The 16457-nt window shown below is 42.1% G+C and carries 25 protein-coding genes; all 25 read right to left on the bottom strand.

Annotated features, from left to right (window positions below; genetic code table 11):
• Positions 1-182: 182 nt before the first annotated feature.
• Positions 183-581: a 30S ribosomal protein S8 gene (gene rpsH, locus HMPREF2655_RS00350; RefSeq protein ID WP_000245504.1), complete on the bottom strand. Its 399-nt coding sequence runs from the start codon at positions 579-581 to the stop codon at positions 183-185.
• A gap of 284 nt (positions 582-865) precedes the next feature.
• Positions 866-1051, bottom strand: a complete 186-nt coding sequence (locus tag HMPREF2655_RS00355) for a type Z 30S ribosomal protein S14 (RefSeq protein WP_001085697.1) — start codon at positions 1049-1051, stop codon at positions 866-868.
• Between the two features lie 17 nt (positions 1052-1068).
• Positions 1069-1611, bottom strand: a complete 543-nt coding sequence (rplE, locus tag HMPREF2655_RS00360; protein WP_000013542.1) for a 50S ribosomal protein L5 — start codon at positions 1609-1611, stop codon at positions 1069-1071.
• 23 nt (positions 1612-1634) lie between these two features.
• Complete coding sequence (gene rplX, locus HMPREF2655_RS00365) at positions 1635-1940, bottom strand: 50S ribosomal protein L24 (RefSeq protein ID WP_000497691.1); 306 nt, start codon at positions 1938-1940, stop codon at positions 1635-1637.
• 77 nt (positions 1941-2017) lie between these two features.
• Positions 2018-2386 carry a 50S ribosomal protein L14 gene (rplN, locus tag HMPREF2655_RS00370; protein WP_000616545.1) on the bottom strand — a complete coding sequence of 123 codons (369 nt, stop codon included), beginning with the start codon at positions 2384-2386 and terminating at the stop codon, positions 2018-2020.
• Between the two features lie 25 nt (positions 2387-2411).
• Positions 2412-2672 (bottom strand): 30S ribosomal protein S17, encoded by a 261-nt coding sequence (gene rpsQ / locus HMPREF2655_RS00375; RefSeq protein WP_000440801.1) that lies wholly within the window; start codon positions 2670-2672, stop codon positions 2412-2414.
• 24 nt (positions 2673-2696) lie between these two features.
• Positions 2697-2903: a 50S ribosomal protein L29 gene (gene rpmC, locus HMPREF2655_RS00380; protein ID WP_000772918.1), complete on the bottom strand. Its 207-nt coding sequence runs from the start codon at positions 2901-2903 to the stop codon at positions 2697-2699.
• Between the two features lie 9 nt (positions 2904-2912).
• Entirely contained in the window at positions 2913-3326 is a 414-nt protein-coding gene (gene rplP, locus HMPREF2655_RS00385; RefSeq protein ID WP_000960946.1) for a 50S ribosomal protein L16, read from the bottom strand.
• A 3-nt stretch (positions 3327-3329) separates the two neighbouring features.
• Positions 3330-3983, bottom strand: a complete 654-nt coding sequence (rpsC, locus tag HMPREF2655_RS00390; RefSeq protein ID WP_000529936.1) for a 30S ribosomal protein S3 — start codon at positions 3981-3983, stop codon at positions 3330-3332.
• Positions 3984-3995: 12 nt separating this feature from the next.
• A complete protein-coding gene (rplV, locus tag HMPREF2655_RS00395) occupies positions 3996-4340 on the bottom strand; it encodes a 50S ribosomal protein L22 (protein ID WP_000818137.1) in 345 nt (114 codons plus the stop codon).
• 11 nt (positions 4341-4351) lie between these two features.
• Positions 4352-4633, bottom strand: coding sequence for a 30S ribosomal protein S19 (gene rpsS, locus HMPREF2655_RS00400; protein ID WP_000533766.1), 282 nt, complete (start codon positions 4631-4633; stop codon positions 4352-4354).
• A gap of 103 nt (positions 4634-4736) precedes the next feature.
• Complete coding sequence (gene rplB / locus HMPREF2655_RS00405; protein ID WP_000512910.1) at positions 4737-5570, bottom strand: 50S ribosomal protein L2; 834 nt, start codon at positions 5568-5570, stop codon at positions 4737-4739.
• Between the two features lie 17 nt (positions 5571-5587).
• On the bottom strand, positions 5588-5884 hold the full coding sequence (locus HMPREF2655_RS00410; protein ID WP_001055347.1) for a 50S ribosomal protein L23: 297 nt from the start codon (positions 5882-5884) through the stop codon (positions 5588-5590).
• Complete coding sequence (rplD, locus tag HMPREF2655_RS00415; RefSeq protein ID WP_000024539.1) at positions 5884-6507, bottom strand: 50S ribosomal protein L4; 624 nt, start codon at positions 6505-6507, stop codon at positions 5884-5886. The genes HMPREF2655_RS00410 and rplD overlap by 1 nt, the downstream gene beginning before the upstream one ends.
• A gap of 24 nt (positions 6508-6531) precedes the next feature.
• The gene (rplC, locus tag HMPREF2655_RS00420; RefSeq protein ID WP_000160197.1) at positions 6532-7158 is read right to left on the bottom strand and encodes a 50S ribosomal protein L3; all 627 of its coding nucleotides are present in this window, start codon (positions 7156-7158) and stop codon (positions 6532-6534) included.
• An 82-nt stretch (positions 7159-7240) separates the two neighbouring features.
• Complete coding sequence (rpsJ, locus tag HMPREF2655_RS00425; RefSeq protein WP_001284513.1) at positions 7241-7549, bottom strand: 30S ribosomal protein S10; 309 nt, start codon at positions 7547-7549, stop codon at positions 7241-7243.
• Between the two features lie 265 nt (positions 7550-7814).
• Positions 7815-8441: a uridine kinase family protein gene (locus tag HMPREF2655_RS00430; RefSeq protein ID WP_070837116.1), complete on the bottom strand. Its 627-nt coding sequence runs from the start codon at positions 8439-8441 to the stop codon at positions 7815-7817.
• Complete coding sequence (gene nrdG, locus HMPREF2655_RS00435; protein WP_033585846.1) at positions 8438-9034, bottom strand: anaerobic ribonucleoside-triphosphate reductase activating protein; 597 nt, start codon at positions 9032-9034, stop codon at positions 8438-8440. The genes HMPREF2655_RS00430 and nrdG overlap by 4 nt, the downstream gene beginning before the upstream one ends.
• Before the next feature lie 4 nt (positions 9035-9038).
• Positions 9039-9539, bottom strand: a complete 501-nt coding sequence (locus HMPREF2655_RS00440; protein ID WP_070837118.1) for a GNAT family N-acetyltransferase — start codon at positions 9537-9539, stop codon at positions 9039-9041.
• A 43-nt stretch (positions 9540-9582) separates the two neighbouring features.
• The gene (locus HMPREF2655_RS00445; protein ID WP_000521625.1) at positions 9583-9723 is read right to left on the bottom strand and encodes a hypothetical protein; all 141 of its coding nucleotides are present in this window, start codon (positions 9721-9723) and stop codon (positions 9583-9585) included.
• A gap of 11 nt (positions 9724-9734) precedes the next feature.
• On the bottom strand, positions 9735-11942 hold the full coding sequence (gene nrdD, locus HMPREF2655_RS00450; RefSeq protein WP_070837120.1) for an anaerobic ribonucleoside-triphosphate reductase: 2208 nt from the start codon (positions 11940-11942) through the stop codon (positions 9735-9737).
• A 129-nt stretch (positions 11943-12071) separates the two neighbouring features.
• A complete protein-coding gene (locus HMPREF2655_RS00455) occupies positions 12072-13589 on the bottom strand; it encodes a damage-inducible protein CinA (RefSeq protein ID WP_070837122.1) in 1518 nt (505 codons plus the stop codon).
• Between the two features lie 35 nt (positions 13590-13624).
• Positions 13625-13768: a hypothetical protein gene (locus HMPREF2655_RS10315; protein ID WP_180364306.1), complete on the bottom strand. Its 144-nt coding sequence runs from the start codon at positions 13766-13768 to the stop codon at positions 13625-13627.
• Between the two features lie 75 nt (positions 13769-13843).
• Positions 13844-15376 (bottom strand): cardiolipin synthase, encoded by a 1533-nt coding sequence (gene cls, locus HMPREF2655_RS00460; protein ID WP_063641743.1) that lies wholly within the window; start codon positions 15374-15376, stop codon positions 13844-13846.
• 135 nt (positions 15377-15511) lie between these two features.
• Complete coding sequence (locus tag HMPREF2655_RS00465; protein ID WP_000141193.1) at positions 15512-16456, bottom strand: 3-oxoacyl-[acyl-carrier-protein] synthase III C-terminal domain-containing protein; 945 nt, start codon at positions 16454-16456, stop codon at positions 15512-15514.
• Between the last annotated feature and the right edge of the window lies 1 nt (position 16457).

A 16457-nucleotide genomic window follows, 5' to 3' on the forward strand; every position in this document is an offset into this window, starting at 1 on the left:
TTTTCTCCTGTTAAATTGTCAGGCCATAACGGCCAGTTTTCACGGGGTTAAATCGATTTCTCGATTTAAAGGAACATTTAGGTTTCAATTTCAAAGTGAATCTAGGCATCGTCTCGAAGGCATAATTTTGGGTTAGGCAAGAGACGATAACGAAGACTCACAAAGAAATTGGGAGCTAAATATTACCAAACGTAAGCGATAACCTCACCACCAACATTCTTTTGGCGAGCTTCTTTATCAGTAAGCAAACCTTCAGAAGTTGAAAGGATAGCAATTCCAAGTCCGTTAAGAACTTTTGGAAGATCTTCACGTTTTTTGTAGACACGAAGTCCTGGTTTAGAAACACGTTTCAAGTTAGTGATAACTTTTTCACCGTTTGGTCCGTATTTAAGGAATACACGGATGATGCCTTGTTTGTCATCTTCGATGATTTCTACGTTCTTAACAAAACCTTCGCGTTTAAGGATTTCAGCAATCCCTTTTTTGATGTTTGATGCAGGTACTTCAAGTACTTCGTGTTTCGCTTGGTTAGCGTTACGAATACGAGTTAGGAAGTCTGCGATTGGGTCAGTCATAACCATTTTGTTTTTCTCCTCTTACTAGTAGTTTGCAAGTTGCACTTGCTAGTTAATACATGATACAAAGAGCGTAACAGCAAGAGCAAAAATAGACAATTTGATGCTGGAGCGATGCTCCAAAGAAAATTGGTCTTTTTTGCCAAAGCTGTAGCTCGTGTTCAAATTGGCAAGCCCAACTGAACCCGGGCTAAACTCTGCGTGAAAAAGATAAACTTTCCTAGAAACTTCAGTTTCTTCGTCAAGTTTCCTATTTTCACTTTGAGTTTTGACGCCCTTGATATCTTAAATTACCAAGATGCTTTTGTTACACCAGGAATTTGTCCTTTGTAAGCTAATTCACGGAAGCAAACACGGCAAAGTTTAAATTTGCGGTAAACTGAATGTGGACGACCACATTTTTCACAACGAGTATAAGCTTGAGTAGAGAACTTCGCTGGACGTTTGTTCTTAGCAATCATTGATTTTTTAGCCATTAGATTTACCTCCTATATTATTTTGCAAAAGGCATTCCAAGGCCTGTAAGCAATGCACGTGACTCTTCGTCAGTGTTAGCAGTTGTTACTATAACGATGTCAAGACCACGAGTTTTGTCAACGTCATCAAAGTTGATTTCTGGGAAGATCAATTGTTCTTTCACACCAAGTGTGTAGTTTCCGCGGCCATCAAATGATTTTGTTGGAACACCATGGAAGTCACGCACACGTGGAAGTGAAACTGAAACCAATTTGTCCAAGAATTCGTACATACGTTCACCACGAAGGGTAACTTTTGCACCGATCGCTACACCTTCACGAAGACGGAAGCCGGCGATTGATTTTTTAGCTTTAGTGATAAGTGGTTTTTGACCTGAGATAAGTGCCAATTCTTCAGCAGCTTTTTCAAGACTTTTAGCGTTTGATACAGCTTCACCAACACCCATGTTCAAAACGATCTTATCTACTTTAGGCACAGCCATCACTGATGAGTAGTTGAATTGTTCTGTCAAAGCAGGAACTACTTCATTAAGATATTTTTCTTTTAAACGATTTGCCATTATACTTCTCCTTTCCTTCGTGATTAATCAAGCACTTCGCCTGATTTTTTGTTGTAGCGAACTTTTTTACCGTCTACAAATTTGTAACCAACACGACCAGCTACACCATTTTTGTCCAATACTTGAACGTTTGATACGTGGATAGCTGCTTCTTTCTCGATGATACCACCTTGAGGAAGCTCGTTAGTTGGACGTTGGTGTTTCTTAACGATGTTGACACCTTCAACGATAACTTTGTTTACTTTTGGAAGGGCAGTAAGGACAACAGCTTCTGTTCCCTTATCTTTACCAGCGATTACGCGAACTTTGTCGCCTTTTTTTACAAACATTAGGTTTCTCCTTGATTTTTCTTACGCCCATAAGGGCACCCTAGCATTAAGCTAGGGGACTAGTTTGTTTCTAAAAATTAAAGTACTTCTGGAGCAAGTGACACGATCTTCATGAAGCCACCTTCACGCAATTCACGTGCAACTGGGCCAAAGATACGTGTTCCGCGAGGAGTTTTGTCTTCACGGATGATAACTGCTGCGTTTTCGTCAAATTTGATGTATGAACCATCAGCACGACGAGCACCTGATTTAGTACGAACGATAACAGCTTTTACAACGTCACCTTTTTTAACCGCACCACCAGGAGTAGCTTGTTTTACAGATGCCACGATAACATCACCGATGTTTGCAAATTTACGTCCTGAACCACCAAGAACTTTGATAGTCAAGATTTCGCGCGCACCGCTGTTGTCTGCGACTTTCAAACGAGTTTCTGTTTGAATCATTTCAGTTTTCTCCTTTCAGGTTTGATTAGATGATGACCGCTTCTTCAACAACTTCTACAAGACGGAAACGTTTTGTAGCTGAAAGCGGACGAGTTTCCATGATACGTACGATATCGCCTTCTTTGGCAACATTGTTTTCATCATGTGCTTTGTATTTTTTAGAGTAGTTAATACGTTTACCATAGACTGGGTGGTTACGTTTTGTTTCAACTACAACTGTGATTGTCTTGTCCATTTTGTCAGATACAACACGTCCAACAAGAACTTTACGATTATTGCGTTCCATTGAAATTTCTCCTTCCCTAGTCTATTATTTCGCTTCAGATTGAACTGTTTTGATACGAGCGATTTGTTTTTTAACTTCTTTCAAGCGAGCTGTTTGTTCCAATTGACCAGTAGCAGCTTGGAAACGAAGTTCAAACAATTCTTTTTTCAATTCGTTTTCGCGCTTCGCGAGTTCTTCTTGAGAAAGACCACGAAGTTCTTTAACAAATTCTTTTACTTCATTAAGTTTCATGCCTTCTCCTTATTCTGCTTCACGTTTTACGAATTTACATTTAACTGGCAATTTGTGGCTTGCAAGACGAAGCGCTTCACGAGCAATCTCTTCAGATACACCAGCGATTTCGAACATCACTTTACCACGTTTAACTGGCGCTACCCAACCTTCAGGTGCCCCTTTACCAGATCCCATACGCACACCGATAGCTTTAGCAGTGTATGATTTGTGTGGGAAGATTTTAATCCAAACTTTACCACCACGTTTCATGTAACGAGTCATTGCGATACGAGCAGCTTCGATTTGGCGGTTAGTGATCCAGTGGCTAGTTGTAGCTTGAAGACCGTATTCACCGAATGCTACTTCTTTTCCACCTTTTGCTTCACCGCGCATTTTTCCACGGAATTCACGACGGTGTTTAACACGTTTAGGTACTAACATTGGTTATTTACCTCCTTTAGTGTTTTTACGAGCTGGAAGAACTTCACCACGGTAGATCCATACTTTAACACCAAGTTTACCGTATGTAGTATCTGCTTCTTCCCAAGCGTAATCGATATCTGCACGAAGTGTGTGAAGTGGAACAGTTCCTTCAGAGTATCCTTCAGCACGGGCGATATCTGCACCGTTCAAACGACCTGATACTTGAGTTTTAATTCCTTTAGCTCCAGCACGCATTGCACGTTGGATTGCTTGTTTTTGTGCACGACGGAAAGCGACACGTTGCTCCAATTGACGAGCAATTCCTTCACCTACAAGGTGAGCATCCAAATCAGGTTGTTTGATTTCGATGATGTTGATGTGTACTTGTTTTCCAGTCAATTTGTTAAGTTTTGCACGGAGTGCATCAACGTTAGCACCACCTTTACCAATAACCATACCTGGTTTAGCAGTGTGAAGTGAAACGTTAACTTTGTTTACTGCGCGTTCAATTTCGATAGTTGAAACTGCTGCGTCAGCAAGTTCTTTTTGAACGAATTTACGGATTGCAAGATCTTCATGAAGGTAATCCGCGTATTCTTTTTCAGCATACCATTTGGCATCCCAATCACGGATGATGCCGACACGCATACCAATTGGATGTACTTTTTGACCCACGATGTTACCTCCTTATTTTTCTGCAACAGCCACAGTGATGTGAGCTGTACGTTTGTTGATTGGTGAAGCTGAACCTTTCGCACGTGGACGGAAACGTTTCATAGTTGGTCCTTCGTTTGCGAATGCTTCAGATACTACCAAGTTAGCTTTGTCCAAACCAAAGTTGTTTTCAGCGTTAGCTACAGCTGAATTCAAGACTTTCAAGATGATTTCAGCAGCTTTGTTTGGTGTGAATGTCAAGATTGCAATAGCATCGGCTACGCTTTTACCACGGATGTTGTCAAGAACAAGACGTGATTTACGAGGTGAAACACGTACTGTACGAGCCATTGCTTTAGCTGAAGTAATTTCTGCCATTTATGTTCTCCTTATTTTCTACGTGTTTTCTTGTCGTCTGCAGCGTGACCTTTGTAAGTGCGAGTTGGTGCAAATTCACCAAGTTTGTGACCTACCATGTCCTCTTGGATGTAAACAGGTACGTGTTTACGTCCGTCATAAACTGCAATAGTGTAACCAATGAAACTTGGGAAGATCGTTGAACGACGTGACCAAGTTTTGATAACTTTTTTCTTTTCGTCGTTAGCTTGAGCTTCAACTTTTTTCATCAAATGCTCATCGACGAAAGGTCCTTTTTTAAGACTGCGTCCCATTTTTATATTTTCTCCTTTAAATGTTGTACCACAACGGCTTGCGCTCACATGGAGCGCTACCGAGCTGGCGGATTTCCTAGTTGCTTAAGCGACTAGTTTACTATTATTTCTCGTTGCGACGACGAACGATAAGTTTGTCAGATTTCGCTTTCTTGTTACGAGTTTTAAGACCAAGAGCAGGTTTGCCCCATGGAGTAGATGGCGCTTTACGACCAACTGGTGCTTTACCTTCACCACCACCGTGTGGGTGATCGTTAGGGTTCATTACAGAACCACGAACTGTTGGGCGGATACCTTTCCAACGGCTACGTCCTGCTTTACCAAGGTTTACAAGTCCATGTTGTTCGTTTCCGACAACACCAACTGTTGCACGACAAGTTCCAAGAATCATACGTACTTCGCCAGATTGAAGACGAACAAGAACATATTTACCTTCTTGACCCAATACTTGAGCAGAAGCTCCAGCAGCACGCACCAATTCACCACCACGACCTGGTTTCAATTCGATGTTGTGAATCAAAGTACCAACTGGGATGTTAGCAAGCGGAAGAGCGTTTCCGACTTTGATATCTGCTTCTGGACCTGAAACGATGCGTTGACCAACTTCAAGACCTTTTGGAGCGATGATGTATGCTTTCACACCGTCAGTGTAGTGTACAAGAGCGATGTTTGCAGAACGGTTTGGATCGTACTCGATAGTTTTAACAACTGCTTCAACGTTGTCTTTGTTACGCTTGAAGTCAACCAAACGGTAGAAACGTTTGTGTCCACCACCTTGGTGACGAACAGTGATACGACCGTTGTTGTTACGACCAGCCTTGCTCTTCAAAGCAACAAGCAATGATTTTTCAGGAGTGCTTGTTGTGATTTCAGCGAAATCCAAAGAAGTCATATTACGGCGACCGTTTGTTGTTGGTTTATAAACACGAATTCCCACGATATTTCCTCCTTAGATTATTCAGCTTCAGCAGCGAACAACTCGATTGCTTTTGAGTCAGCTGTAAGTGTGATGATAGCTTTTTTAGTTTTGTTAGTAAAACCAGTGTAACGTCCAACACGTTTCGCTTTTGGTTTTACGTTGATTGTGTTAACGTTGGCAACTTTAACACCTTCGAAAGCAGCTTCAACAGCTTGCTTGATCAAAAGTTTGTGTGCACGAGTGTCAACTTCAAATACATATTTTCCTGCTTCAAGTTGAGCCATTGAGCTTTCAGTGATGACAGGTTTTTTGATAACATCATACAAATTCATTATGCAAGAACCTCCTCGATTTTAGAGATAGCTGCTTGTGTGACAAGAAGTTTGTCGCTATTTGCGATGTCAAGAACACTTGCAGTTGTAGCAGTTGCAACTTTCACATTTGGAAGGTTACGAGCTGAAAGAGCTGCGAATTCATTTCCTTCTTCAAGGATAACAAGAACTTTAGAATCGATGCTCAATGCTGCAAGAACTTTTGCAAATTCAGCAGTTTTTGGAGCTGTAAATTCAAGAGAATCAACGGCTACAAATTTGTTTTCAGCAACTTTTTCAGAGTAAACTGATTTAAGAGCTAGGCGACGAACTTTTTGTGGAAGTTTGTAGCCGTATGAACGTGGAGTTGGTCCGAAGACAACGCCACCACCACGCCATTGTGGTGAGCGGATAGAACCTTGACGAGCACGTCCAGTTCCTTTTTGACGCCATGGTTTGCGTCCACCACCTGATACTGCAGAGCGGTTTTTAACAGCGTGTGTTCCTTGACGAAGGCTTGCGCGTTGGCTGATGATCACATCAAACACAACTGATTCATTTGGTTCGATACCAAATACTGCATCGTTAAGAACAACTTGGCCAGCTTCTTTACCAGTTTGGTCAAATAATGTTACGTTTGCCATTGTGACTGATTTCCCCTTTCTTTATTATTTACCAGCTTTAACTGCTGATTTGATAGTGATAAGAGATTTCTTAGCACCTGGTACGTTACCTTTGATAAGGATAACGTTCTTTTCTGGAACAACTTGTACAACTTCTAGGTTTTGAATTGTTACGCGGTCGCCACCCATACGTCCTGCAAGGTTTTTACCTTTGAATACGCGGTTAGGTGCAACAGGGCCCATAGAACCTGGACGACGGTGGTAACGAGAACCGTGAGCCATTGGTCCACGTGATTGTCCGTGGCGTTTGATAACACCTTGGAAACCTTTACCTTTAGAAGTACCAGTTACGTCAACAACGTCTCCAGCTGCGAATGTTTCAACTGTGATTTCAGCACCAACTTCCAAGCCTTCAACGTTTTTGAATTCACGAATGAAGCGCTTAGGAGCCGTGTTAGCTTTCGCTACATGTCCTTTAGCAGGTTTGTTGCTCAATACTTCGCGTTTGTCATCGAAACCAACTTGGATAGCGTTGTATCCGTCTGTTTCTACAGTTTTAACTTGAAGAACAACGTTTGGAGTTGCTTCAATAACTGTTACAGGGATCAATTCGCCAGCTTCAGTGAAGATTTGAGTCATTCCCACTTTTTTCCCTAAGATTCCTTTTGTCATGAGAAAATAGTTCCTTTTCTATATTTTTTATTCAAAAAGTTTTTAACGAGCGTTTTTTATGCTCAAGGTATCAAGCTTTAGATTAAAGTTTGATTTCTACGTTTACACCACTTGGAAGATCCAATTTCATCAACGCATCAACTGTTTTTTGAGTTGGGTTAACGATATCGATCAAACGTTTGTGTGTACGCATTTCAAATTGTTCGCGAGAGTCTTTGTATTTGTGAGTCGCACGAATGATTGTGTAGAGGCTACGTTCAGTTGGAAGTGGGATTGGACCCGCAACTTGTGCACCTGTACGAGTAGCTGATTCTACGATTTTTGCAGCCGCTGTATCAAGCGTACGGTGTTCGTAAGCTTTCAAACGGATACGGATTTTTTTGTTTGCCATCTTTTTCTCCTTTTCGTCTATTTAAGATAATAGGCTAGCTCCACAAGAAAACCGACGCGCGTTGCGTGGCAATGCAACCGAGCGTGTCGCAACCTCTTGCATCAAAGCTAAGGCTGTAATTTACAGCACCATAATAGAATAACACAAAGCCCCTGCGATTGCAAGGGATTTGTTAGGTTTTTTTCGTTTTTTTAGGATGAAACTGTTTTCTCTTTTTATCTTTCCAAAATTACGGATTTATATCTATAAAAAACTACCTTTTCTTCTATATAATGTGTGTCATTTTGACCTTGAGTTTATCTTCTGATTGATCTACTAAAATGTCCGCTTTAGACTCGGTTTCTCTATAGTAACGCAGATACTGCTCTCGTCTCATCTGATGGCTAGCTAGTATAAAGGAAGCATCGCGATTTCTCATAGTCGTATCTCGAGCTAGGCGCCTCTTTAACTCTGTTTCTTCATCCGTGTAGAAACAGATGGTTTTGTCAAAGAGTTCCTTGGGTAGAAAGCCCACAGACATCCCTTCAACAATAAGAAGCGGCTTGGCTCCAGACAAGATTTCACTAGCCTTCCATGGTTCATCGATTGTCAAGACATCCATACCTGCCTGCAAGGCGAGAATATCTCTCTGTAAACTTGCCAGTTCATGCGCCACTGGGAGACAAGCTGTCACCTTTTGATCTGGCGCTTGCTTTGGTACTACCAGATGACGTTCTGAAGTGATATAGGGATCTGTTTCTAGCAAATTTACTGTAGTAGAATCTAGGGTTTGATATAATTCCTGTGCGAAGGTTGACTTGCCTGAAGCCCCATGACCGTATATCCCCAGCGTCCTAATTCTTCCCGTTTCGATCTCTGAAACCAGTTGTTCTATCAGGTCTTTTTTCTTCATTCTCTCTTCACCTGTTCATAGCTTTCTTTTCCGTCATTAAGCTTGTCCCAAATCACCACTTGCCCTCTTTTGAGGGATTTTTGCACATCAATAATCCGTTGATTGGACGAACCTCGAAACTGGAGCATGAGATTGCGCTTGCTTTTATCATACCGTCCATCGACAAGGATGTCAATCAGCGACAAGAGTTCCAATTTGTCTGGAGTCTCCAGCATCATTTCTTCCCACGTGTAGCCCGTCCAGGACCAGATGTCTTTGTCTGGCAATTCCTTTCGAATGCGCTTAACGAGAGGTAAGAGGATACCTGTATTAAGAAAAGGTTCTCCTCCCAGCAGGGTCAATCCTTGAACATAGGGTTGGGCAAGGTCTTCCATGATTTGTTCTTCTAATTCTGCCGTATAAGGAATCCCTGCATTGAAAGACCAAGTCGCAACATTATAGCACCCCTCGCAGTGAAACATGCAACCTGATACATAGAGAGAGTTTCGCACACCTTCTCCATCGACAAAGTTAAAGGCCTTATAATCAATGATACGCCCTTTACTAAGTTCCTCACTTTTCCATTCACCTGGTTTTGGTGTATTCCATGTCATCCTTTTACTCCAAATCTATCCAGTAACGTTCTACACCATTGCGAACATCCTCAAACACCCCACCATTTGCCACAATCACCGCCCTACTAGCAGGATTTTCCGTACTACAGGTCACAAGTGCTTTTTTTATGTTCTTCTCCTTGGCAACTTGTAGACCTTGTCGGAGGGATTCTTTGGCATAACCCTTACCTCTTTCAGATGGACGAATGGAGTAGCCAATATGGCCCCCATTTTCTAGTAAGTAGTCATTTAATCGGAGACGAAGGTTGAGAAAGCCAAGAGCCTGGCCTGCTACGTCAAAACTAACCAGCTGGATAGCAGGAACCCAGTTTTCAGGAATATTGAGTCCCGCTTCCGCTTGAAGATTTTCTTCTAGCCACTCTTCATAAACAAAATTCTCAGCATCCCAAAATCCGCCATCGTGGGCTGATTGAGTCTGTTCAAACTCTGCCATCATCTCTAAAACTGTTTCTTTATCTGCTAATCTTGGTCTACGTAATTCCATCCTTACCTCCCGCTAAGAGAAAAGCGAGAGCGGACTCTCACTTTTATTTTTTCTTGTTCTTGTTTAAAAACTGTTCTCTGAGGTTGAGCAAGCGTTCTTTTTTACCTGTCCCACCTTTAGAGTGTTTCTCGTGATAACGGGTCACTTGTGCGCGTCCCTTATCGTCTAATTGGTATTTCCCCATTCCGTTTCCTTCTAATTTGTTACTTCATGTCCAGCTGTTTTGATAGTAGAGCCATTCATGTGTTTGACACGCGCAGCGATTTCCTTGTGGCGTCCGTTAACCATCGGGCGTGCTTGAGGATTGCCCAGATAACCACACGTACGTTTGACCACATCTACTGTTTTAGGGTCGCTATTGCCACAGTTGGGACAAGCAAATCCTCTCTCAGTTGGTTCAAAATCCCCTTCAAAGTCGCACTTGTAGCAACGATCAATCGGAGTATTGGTTCCTAGATAGCCGACACGGTCATAGGCATAGTCCCAGACAGCTTCCAGGGCCTTAGGATTTTGTTGAAGAACTGGATACTCACAATAGTGGATGAAACCACCTGACGCACCTGCTTCTGGATAAACTTTTTCAAAATCCAGTTTTTCAAACGGTGTTGGATTTTTACGGACATCATAGTGGAACGAGTTGGTGTAGTATTCCTTGTCTGTAATATCAGGAATAGAGCCGAACTTCTCTGTATCCAAGCGACAGAAGCGGTCTGTCAGACTTTCGGATGGTGTTGAGTAGATAGAGAAATGGTAACCATATTGGTCAGACCACTCTTCCACACGACGTTTCATATCGCGAATGATTTCCAATGTGAATTCCTTGGCTTCAGGATTGCTTTCCCAGCTATTTCCAAAGAAGACTGTAGCCACTTCGTACAAACCGATGTAGCCCAGCGAAACTGTCGCACGGCGATTCTTAAAGAGTTGGTCAACACTTTCTTCTTTTCCGAGACGGCGACCGAAGGCTCCATACTGATAAAGGATAGGGGCATTTGCTGGTGTTGCTTCCTTGGTTCGTTCGACACGATAAACCAGAGCATCCTCCGCAATGTTCATTCTCTCGTTGAAGATTTCCCAAAACTTATTCAGATCTCCTTCAGACTCGAGGGCGATACGAGGCAGATTAACCGTCACAACACCTAGATTCATACGACCTGAATTGACCTCAACACCATTTTCATCTTTCCAGCCTTGGAGGAAGGAGCGACAACCCATAGGAACCTTGAAAGAACCAGTCAGTTCGATAATCTTATCATAGGACAAGACATCTGGGTACATCCGCTTGGTTGCACACTCAAGAGCCAACTGTTTGATGTCGTAGTTAGGTGAACCTTCCTCTAAGTTGAGTCCTCTTTTCAGCGTAAAGATGAGTTTAGGAAAGATGGCTGTGCGGTGTTCTGAACCAAGCCCCTTGATTCGGATGGTCAAGATAGCTTTTTGAATTTCCCGCTCAAAACGACTAGTTCCTAGACCAAAACCTAGTGAAGTAAAAGGTGTTTGTCCATTTGAAGTGAAGAGGGTATTGATTTCATACTCAAGAGATTGCATGGCATCGTAGATGTCCTTTTGGGTTTTCTTCCAAGCATAATCTTCCCGTTTCTCGGGCAAGACCCACTCTTCCGCATCCTTGAGGTGCTTTTGGTAATTCTTCTCCGCATACGGAGCCAAGACTTCATCGATACGGTCAGCTGAGCAACCCCCGTACTGGCTAGAAGCAACGTTAGCGATGATTTGAGAAATTTGAGCTGTCGCAGTCTGGATAGACTTGGGACTCTCTACCTCTGCATTCCCAATCTTAAAACCATTTTCTAGCATGCCTTTAAAATCAATCAAACAGCAGTTGGTCATAGGAGTGTAGGGACTGTAGTCCAAGTCATGATAGTGGATATCCCCTTTTTGGTGAGCATTAGCTACGTGCTTAGGAAGCATTTGCAGCCCAATCGACTTCCCAACAATCCCTGCTGTCAAATCACGCTGGGTGTTGAAGACATCGCTGTCTTTATTGGCATTTTCATTGACAACTGCTTGATCTTTATTGAGAAGTTTATGGATACTAAAGTTGATATCTGTCGCTTTTGAGCGCTCAAAATCCCTTTGTGTCCGATAAGTGATATACTCCTCAGCTAGTGCATACTCTTTGGCTTCAAGGAGTTCGTGCTCTACGACATTTTGAATTTCATAAATCTTGACACCTTGAGGGAAGCGGCTGTGAATTTCAGTCACGATTCTTTCAACTAGACCATTTAGGCGTTTTTCTACTAGAGGCGTAACGTCCATAACCTTTTCCGCCGCCTTGTGGAGAGCCTTGTCAATCTTGTCTACATCAAACACCACTCGTCTACCATCTCGTTTTTCAACGAACAAGGTGGGAACGGTTGCAAGCTTTTCTTCTAATACAATCATATCCATGCTCTTTTCTAAAATATTGTTGAATTGTTTATATTCAGTATTATACCACTCTAAAAATAAAAATCAATATCTTGTGTTAAAAATCATAAAATTTTTAAAATTCCACAAGATATTGATTTTTTGTTATTTTGATTTATAAAGTTTGAACTCGCTAGTATCTGTCTGAACAAGCTCATAGTTTTCACTGAGCCAGCTCTCTACATCTGACCACAAGGCAACCTTTTGATTGACCACAATCATCTTCGGTTGATTCTCTTTCAGGTCATTCATCAGTTTGGTTTTATTTTCATCGCTTGCAGTATAGAGTGTTGGAGTTGATAGAGAAGTCGGCGCCAAGCGTTCACTTGCACGGTAGAAATCAGGACGATCATCCCAAGCATAGACACGATCCTCAGAACTCGTTTGTTGTTTGATCACGCTAGCAAGACGGTCTCTCTCCTGATAAGTCGCTGGGTGAGAAAGGTAGCGACTCACGATAGGAAGAACAATGAGGTAGGCAAGAGCAATCAGTGGTAGATAGAAATTTCCTTTAAGGAAAGAAGTTTGTTTCTCACGTCTTCTTCTACGACGACTCCCTCCCTCAGAAACATCTTCCTTGATTCCTGTCAGAAGGAGCAAGGCCAAGAAAGGAATTAGCACCACAAGACGAGTACCATTGATAGGTTCTTTAGAGAGAATCAAGATTCCCAAAGAAACCAACAATCCCAAGCTAGTAGCAATTGAGAGGGCATATTGCTTAGCTGGTTTTGACTGGAACAAGCCTGCAAAGAGCAAACCAAGGGAACCTAATCCAATAGCAAGCAAGCCATAGAAGGCTGCATTTTCAAGCAAATGCGAGTTCGAAAAGAGGCTAAGAGTATTTACCGGATACAAGGTCTGGCTAATAGCATCCCCAAAACTACCTGTCCACACTGTATAGTAGCCTAAAGGATAGAATAAGAGTGAAAATCCTAGGGCTGACGCAAAGAACTGATATAGACCATGAACAAAGTGACCTTTAGCTAGATTAAAGCCGATAATCCCCAAGGCCAGTACAGCCGCAAACAAGGCGGTTGGGATTGGCGCAAGGAAGAAAGCGAGAGCAAGGCTCATCCCCACTCGTACAAATCCTTTGTCGTCCTTTGGAAAAGCTAGATAATTTGTAACGATACTCAATGCATAAAATAGGAAAGGCAGGGCTAGCAAGAGAGCATAACCACCACCAAAAGCGAGACCAGCTACAAGCAAGTATAGAATAAAGACAACTCGCTTCGCTTCCTTTTCTTGGCCGACAAGAGTATCCGCAGCCTTAAAAAGAAAAACACCTGCTCCAAACAAGGCCAACCACTCAACCAAAGCAATCAAAACACTGCCTTGAAAAAGGTAGGTTAGCACATAATAGAGCAATCCCTCCGTCCCATAGTAATCTGTATACATTTGACCATTTTGATGTAAGGCCCAACCGGTATAAAGATCCTGACTTTGTTGCGGACTGATTAAACCAAAAATAAAAGGCAGGGCAACCGAAATGGCTGTGGCCACTAAACTCCAAAGCATGATACTAAAAAAGGGAATAGGAGCTCCTTCTCGTTTCTCTGGCACTGACCAGTCTTGGTAATGAGATTCTTCTTGTTTCTCATCTATTTTCCCGTATACGTTCATTCAATTTCTCCTCTAAGTTTATCTGTTTTAGTATATCAAAATCTTACAGGAATGTCAGCTTGGGATTGATATTTGCTAAATTTCTTATCCAATAACGCAAAGCGTTCGATTTCACGAAAACGATGAAATCGACTATTACTAAACTCTCTGATAAAATCATCATCTTCTAGATTAAGCATGGTTTTCTCCTTTACTTATCTATTCGTAAGAAGACAAAAATAAGATCCAGCCTTAGGCTAGATCTTGATCGATAGTTAGAGCATAGGTGCAAACAACTGGACAATTTCCTTGATGAGGCTTTGATACCAGCTGGTTTTGATAGTGTGGGGATAGATTTCTTGAGAAACTTTAAAAATCTCTTCGAAGTCCCTCTCAATGTCTAAAATAGATTGTGTTCTATAAAGCAAAACACCATTTTCATAGTGGTGGAGCAAGCTACGATAGTCAAAATTGATGGTCCCCACAGTAGCTGCCTCTCCATCGACAAGCATTTGCTTGCTATGAAGGAATCCCGGACTGTACTCATAAATACGAACCCCTGCAGATAACAAGTCTGGATAGGCTCCTCGAGTAACTAACTGAATAACCTTCTTATCTGGGATACACGGCGTCACAATTCGCACATCTACCCCTCTCAGAGCTGCATTTTTGATACTTTCTGTTAAATCATAGTCAGCAATCAGATAGGGTGTCGTGATATAAACATAGTCTGTAGCTTGATTGATAAGATTTTGATAGACCGTTTTTCCAACTTGAGCTCTGTAGATGGGTTTTGGTCCACTACTATAGGGAATACAGAGCCCCATCCCGTCTCTAGGTTGATTTTCAAGATGGTATTGATCAAAGTCACTAATCTCTCCACGGTTGATATACCAGGCAGATAAAAAGAGTCTGGTAAAAGCCTTTACTGCTGGACCATCCAACCGAATACCGCTATCCTTCCAGTAACCAAAACGTTCGATATGGTTGATATACTCATCGGCCAGATTGATACCACCTGTATAGGCAATTTGACCATCGATAATCATGATTTTTCGGTGATCACGGTTGTTATAAGCAACGGTCAAACGTGGAATCACCTTGTTAAATTTATGGGCTTCAATCCCTCGGCTACGAAGCTGGATGGTATAATCCCCAGGCAAGGTTGCCATACATCCAATATCGTCGTAGAGGAGCTTAACTTCTACTCCTTGAGCAGCCTTTTCTTCCAAAATCTCTAAAATACTGTTCCACATCAAGCCTTCTTCGATGATATAGTACTCAAGAAAGATAAATTTCTCCGCTTTCCTGAGATCCTCTAGCATCTGATGCCACATACTTTCCCCAGATGCAAAAAATTGTGTATCCGTTCGATCATAGACATCAGCATTCGTATCCATGCTGAGGAGAGATTTGATAACTCCGTAAGCTGACTTATCCTGCTCTTTTAACTCCAAACGGAGAGCTCTGCTATTGTCCTCTCGATCAACCATTGATTGGAGCTGCTTTAGCTGCTTCATTTCTTTTTTAGATAAACGGCGTTCTCCAAACATGATATAGAGCAGTGGCCCAAACACTGGCACAAAGGCTACTAACAGCCATGTTACCTTACTTTCAGGATTCATAGACCGATTGACAATCGATACAATGGTCGCTATACTCACTAAAATGACTAGGATAACCCAGACAATTGGAGCCATTTGCCCAAGATAGAGAAATAAACCAAAGACGATAAACAACTCTGCCAACATGATGGTAATACTGAAACCATATTTGGACATGAGTAGCTGCATTTTTCTAGCTGTCATACATCCCTTTCCTTTTCTAACATTCTCCCTCACCGATAGATAAACTACTGTTTCTACTAGTATACCTCAGTTCAGGGGTAGATGGCAACCTTTTACCTTTGCTCAAGTTCCAGTCGTTCCGTGTTTAGATGATTATTACAATTTCAGAGCCAACATATTGACCGTCATACCAGCTGCAGTCCCCATAAGGTAGACGACATCTCCCTCCTTGATAAGTCCATGCTCCAAAGAATAAGCCAGGCCAAACGGTACAGAGACTGACACCATATTTCCATAGTCAGTGACGAGATTGAGATACTGATCCTCAGCCACACCTAGTTTTTCCATAACCAAAGGAAGAGCACGACTTGCTTGGTGAGGAATGATATAGTCCACGTCTATCAAGGCTAGCTGTGTTTTTTCTTGAAACTCTTCAAACATGACTGGGATTTTACGAGCAGACAAGAGGAGGATTTTCTTCCCCTTCATGTCAAACATATAGTTGGTCTTCGTCGCTTCAGAGTACTCTTTTGGTTGAAAAGAAGTCAGACCTCCACGAATCTCCGTATCGTGGGCTCCTTCTGACCAAGTACGTTGGAGACTAGCAATGACCCCTTTTTCTTGATGACTTTTTTGGAAAATAAAGGCTGCTGCCCCATCACTAAAGAGTTCAAAACTTTCTTTTTGCTTGGGATTGAGCCCTAAACTTCCAACCTCACTAGACACAATCAAGACGCGATTGTATTCGCCCGCCTCAATCAAGTGGGACATAGTCGATAGAGCAGAAATAAAGCTGGTACAAGTTGTATTGATGTCCATTGCTGGAATTGAGAGTCCTTTTGCCACGCGCTCATGAATCAAGGCAGCCGTACAAGGGATAGGCTGAACACCAACTGCACTAGCTGATACAAGGCAATCGATATCTTTAATATTCAAATTTGCATGTTCAAGTGCACGCTGGATAGCTCCCTCTGCCAAGTCAAGTTGCGTTTCTTCATTTTCAACTACACGATAACGGGTCTGGTCTTTAAATTGAACTGTATGCTTTGGAAGGCAAATGCCATAACCTGCGATTTCTACATGTCTTTTTACTTCTGTCATT

This window comes from Streptococcus sp. HMSC066F01, assembly GCF_001837335.1.
Classification (GTDB): domain Bacteria; phylum Bacillota; class Bacilli; order Lactobacillales; family Streptococcaceae; genus Streptococcus; species Streptococcus oralis_S.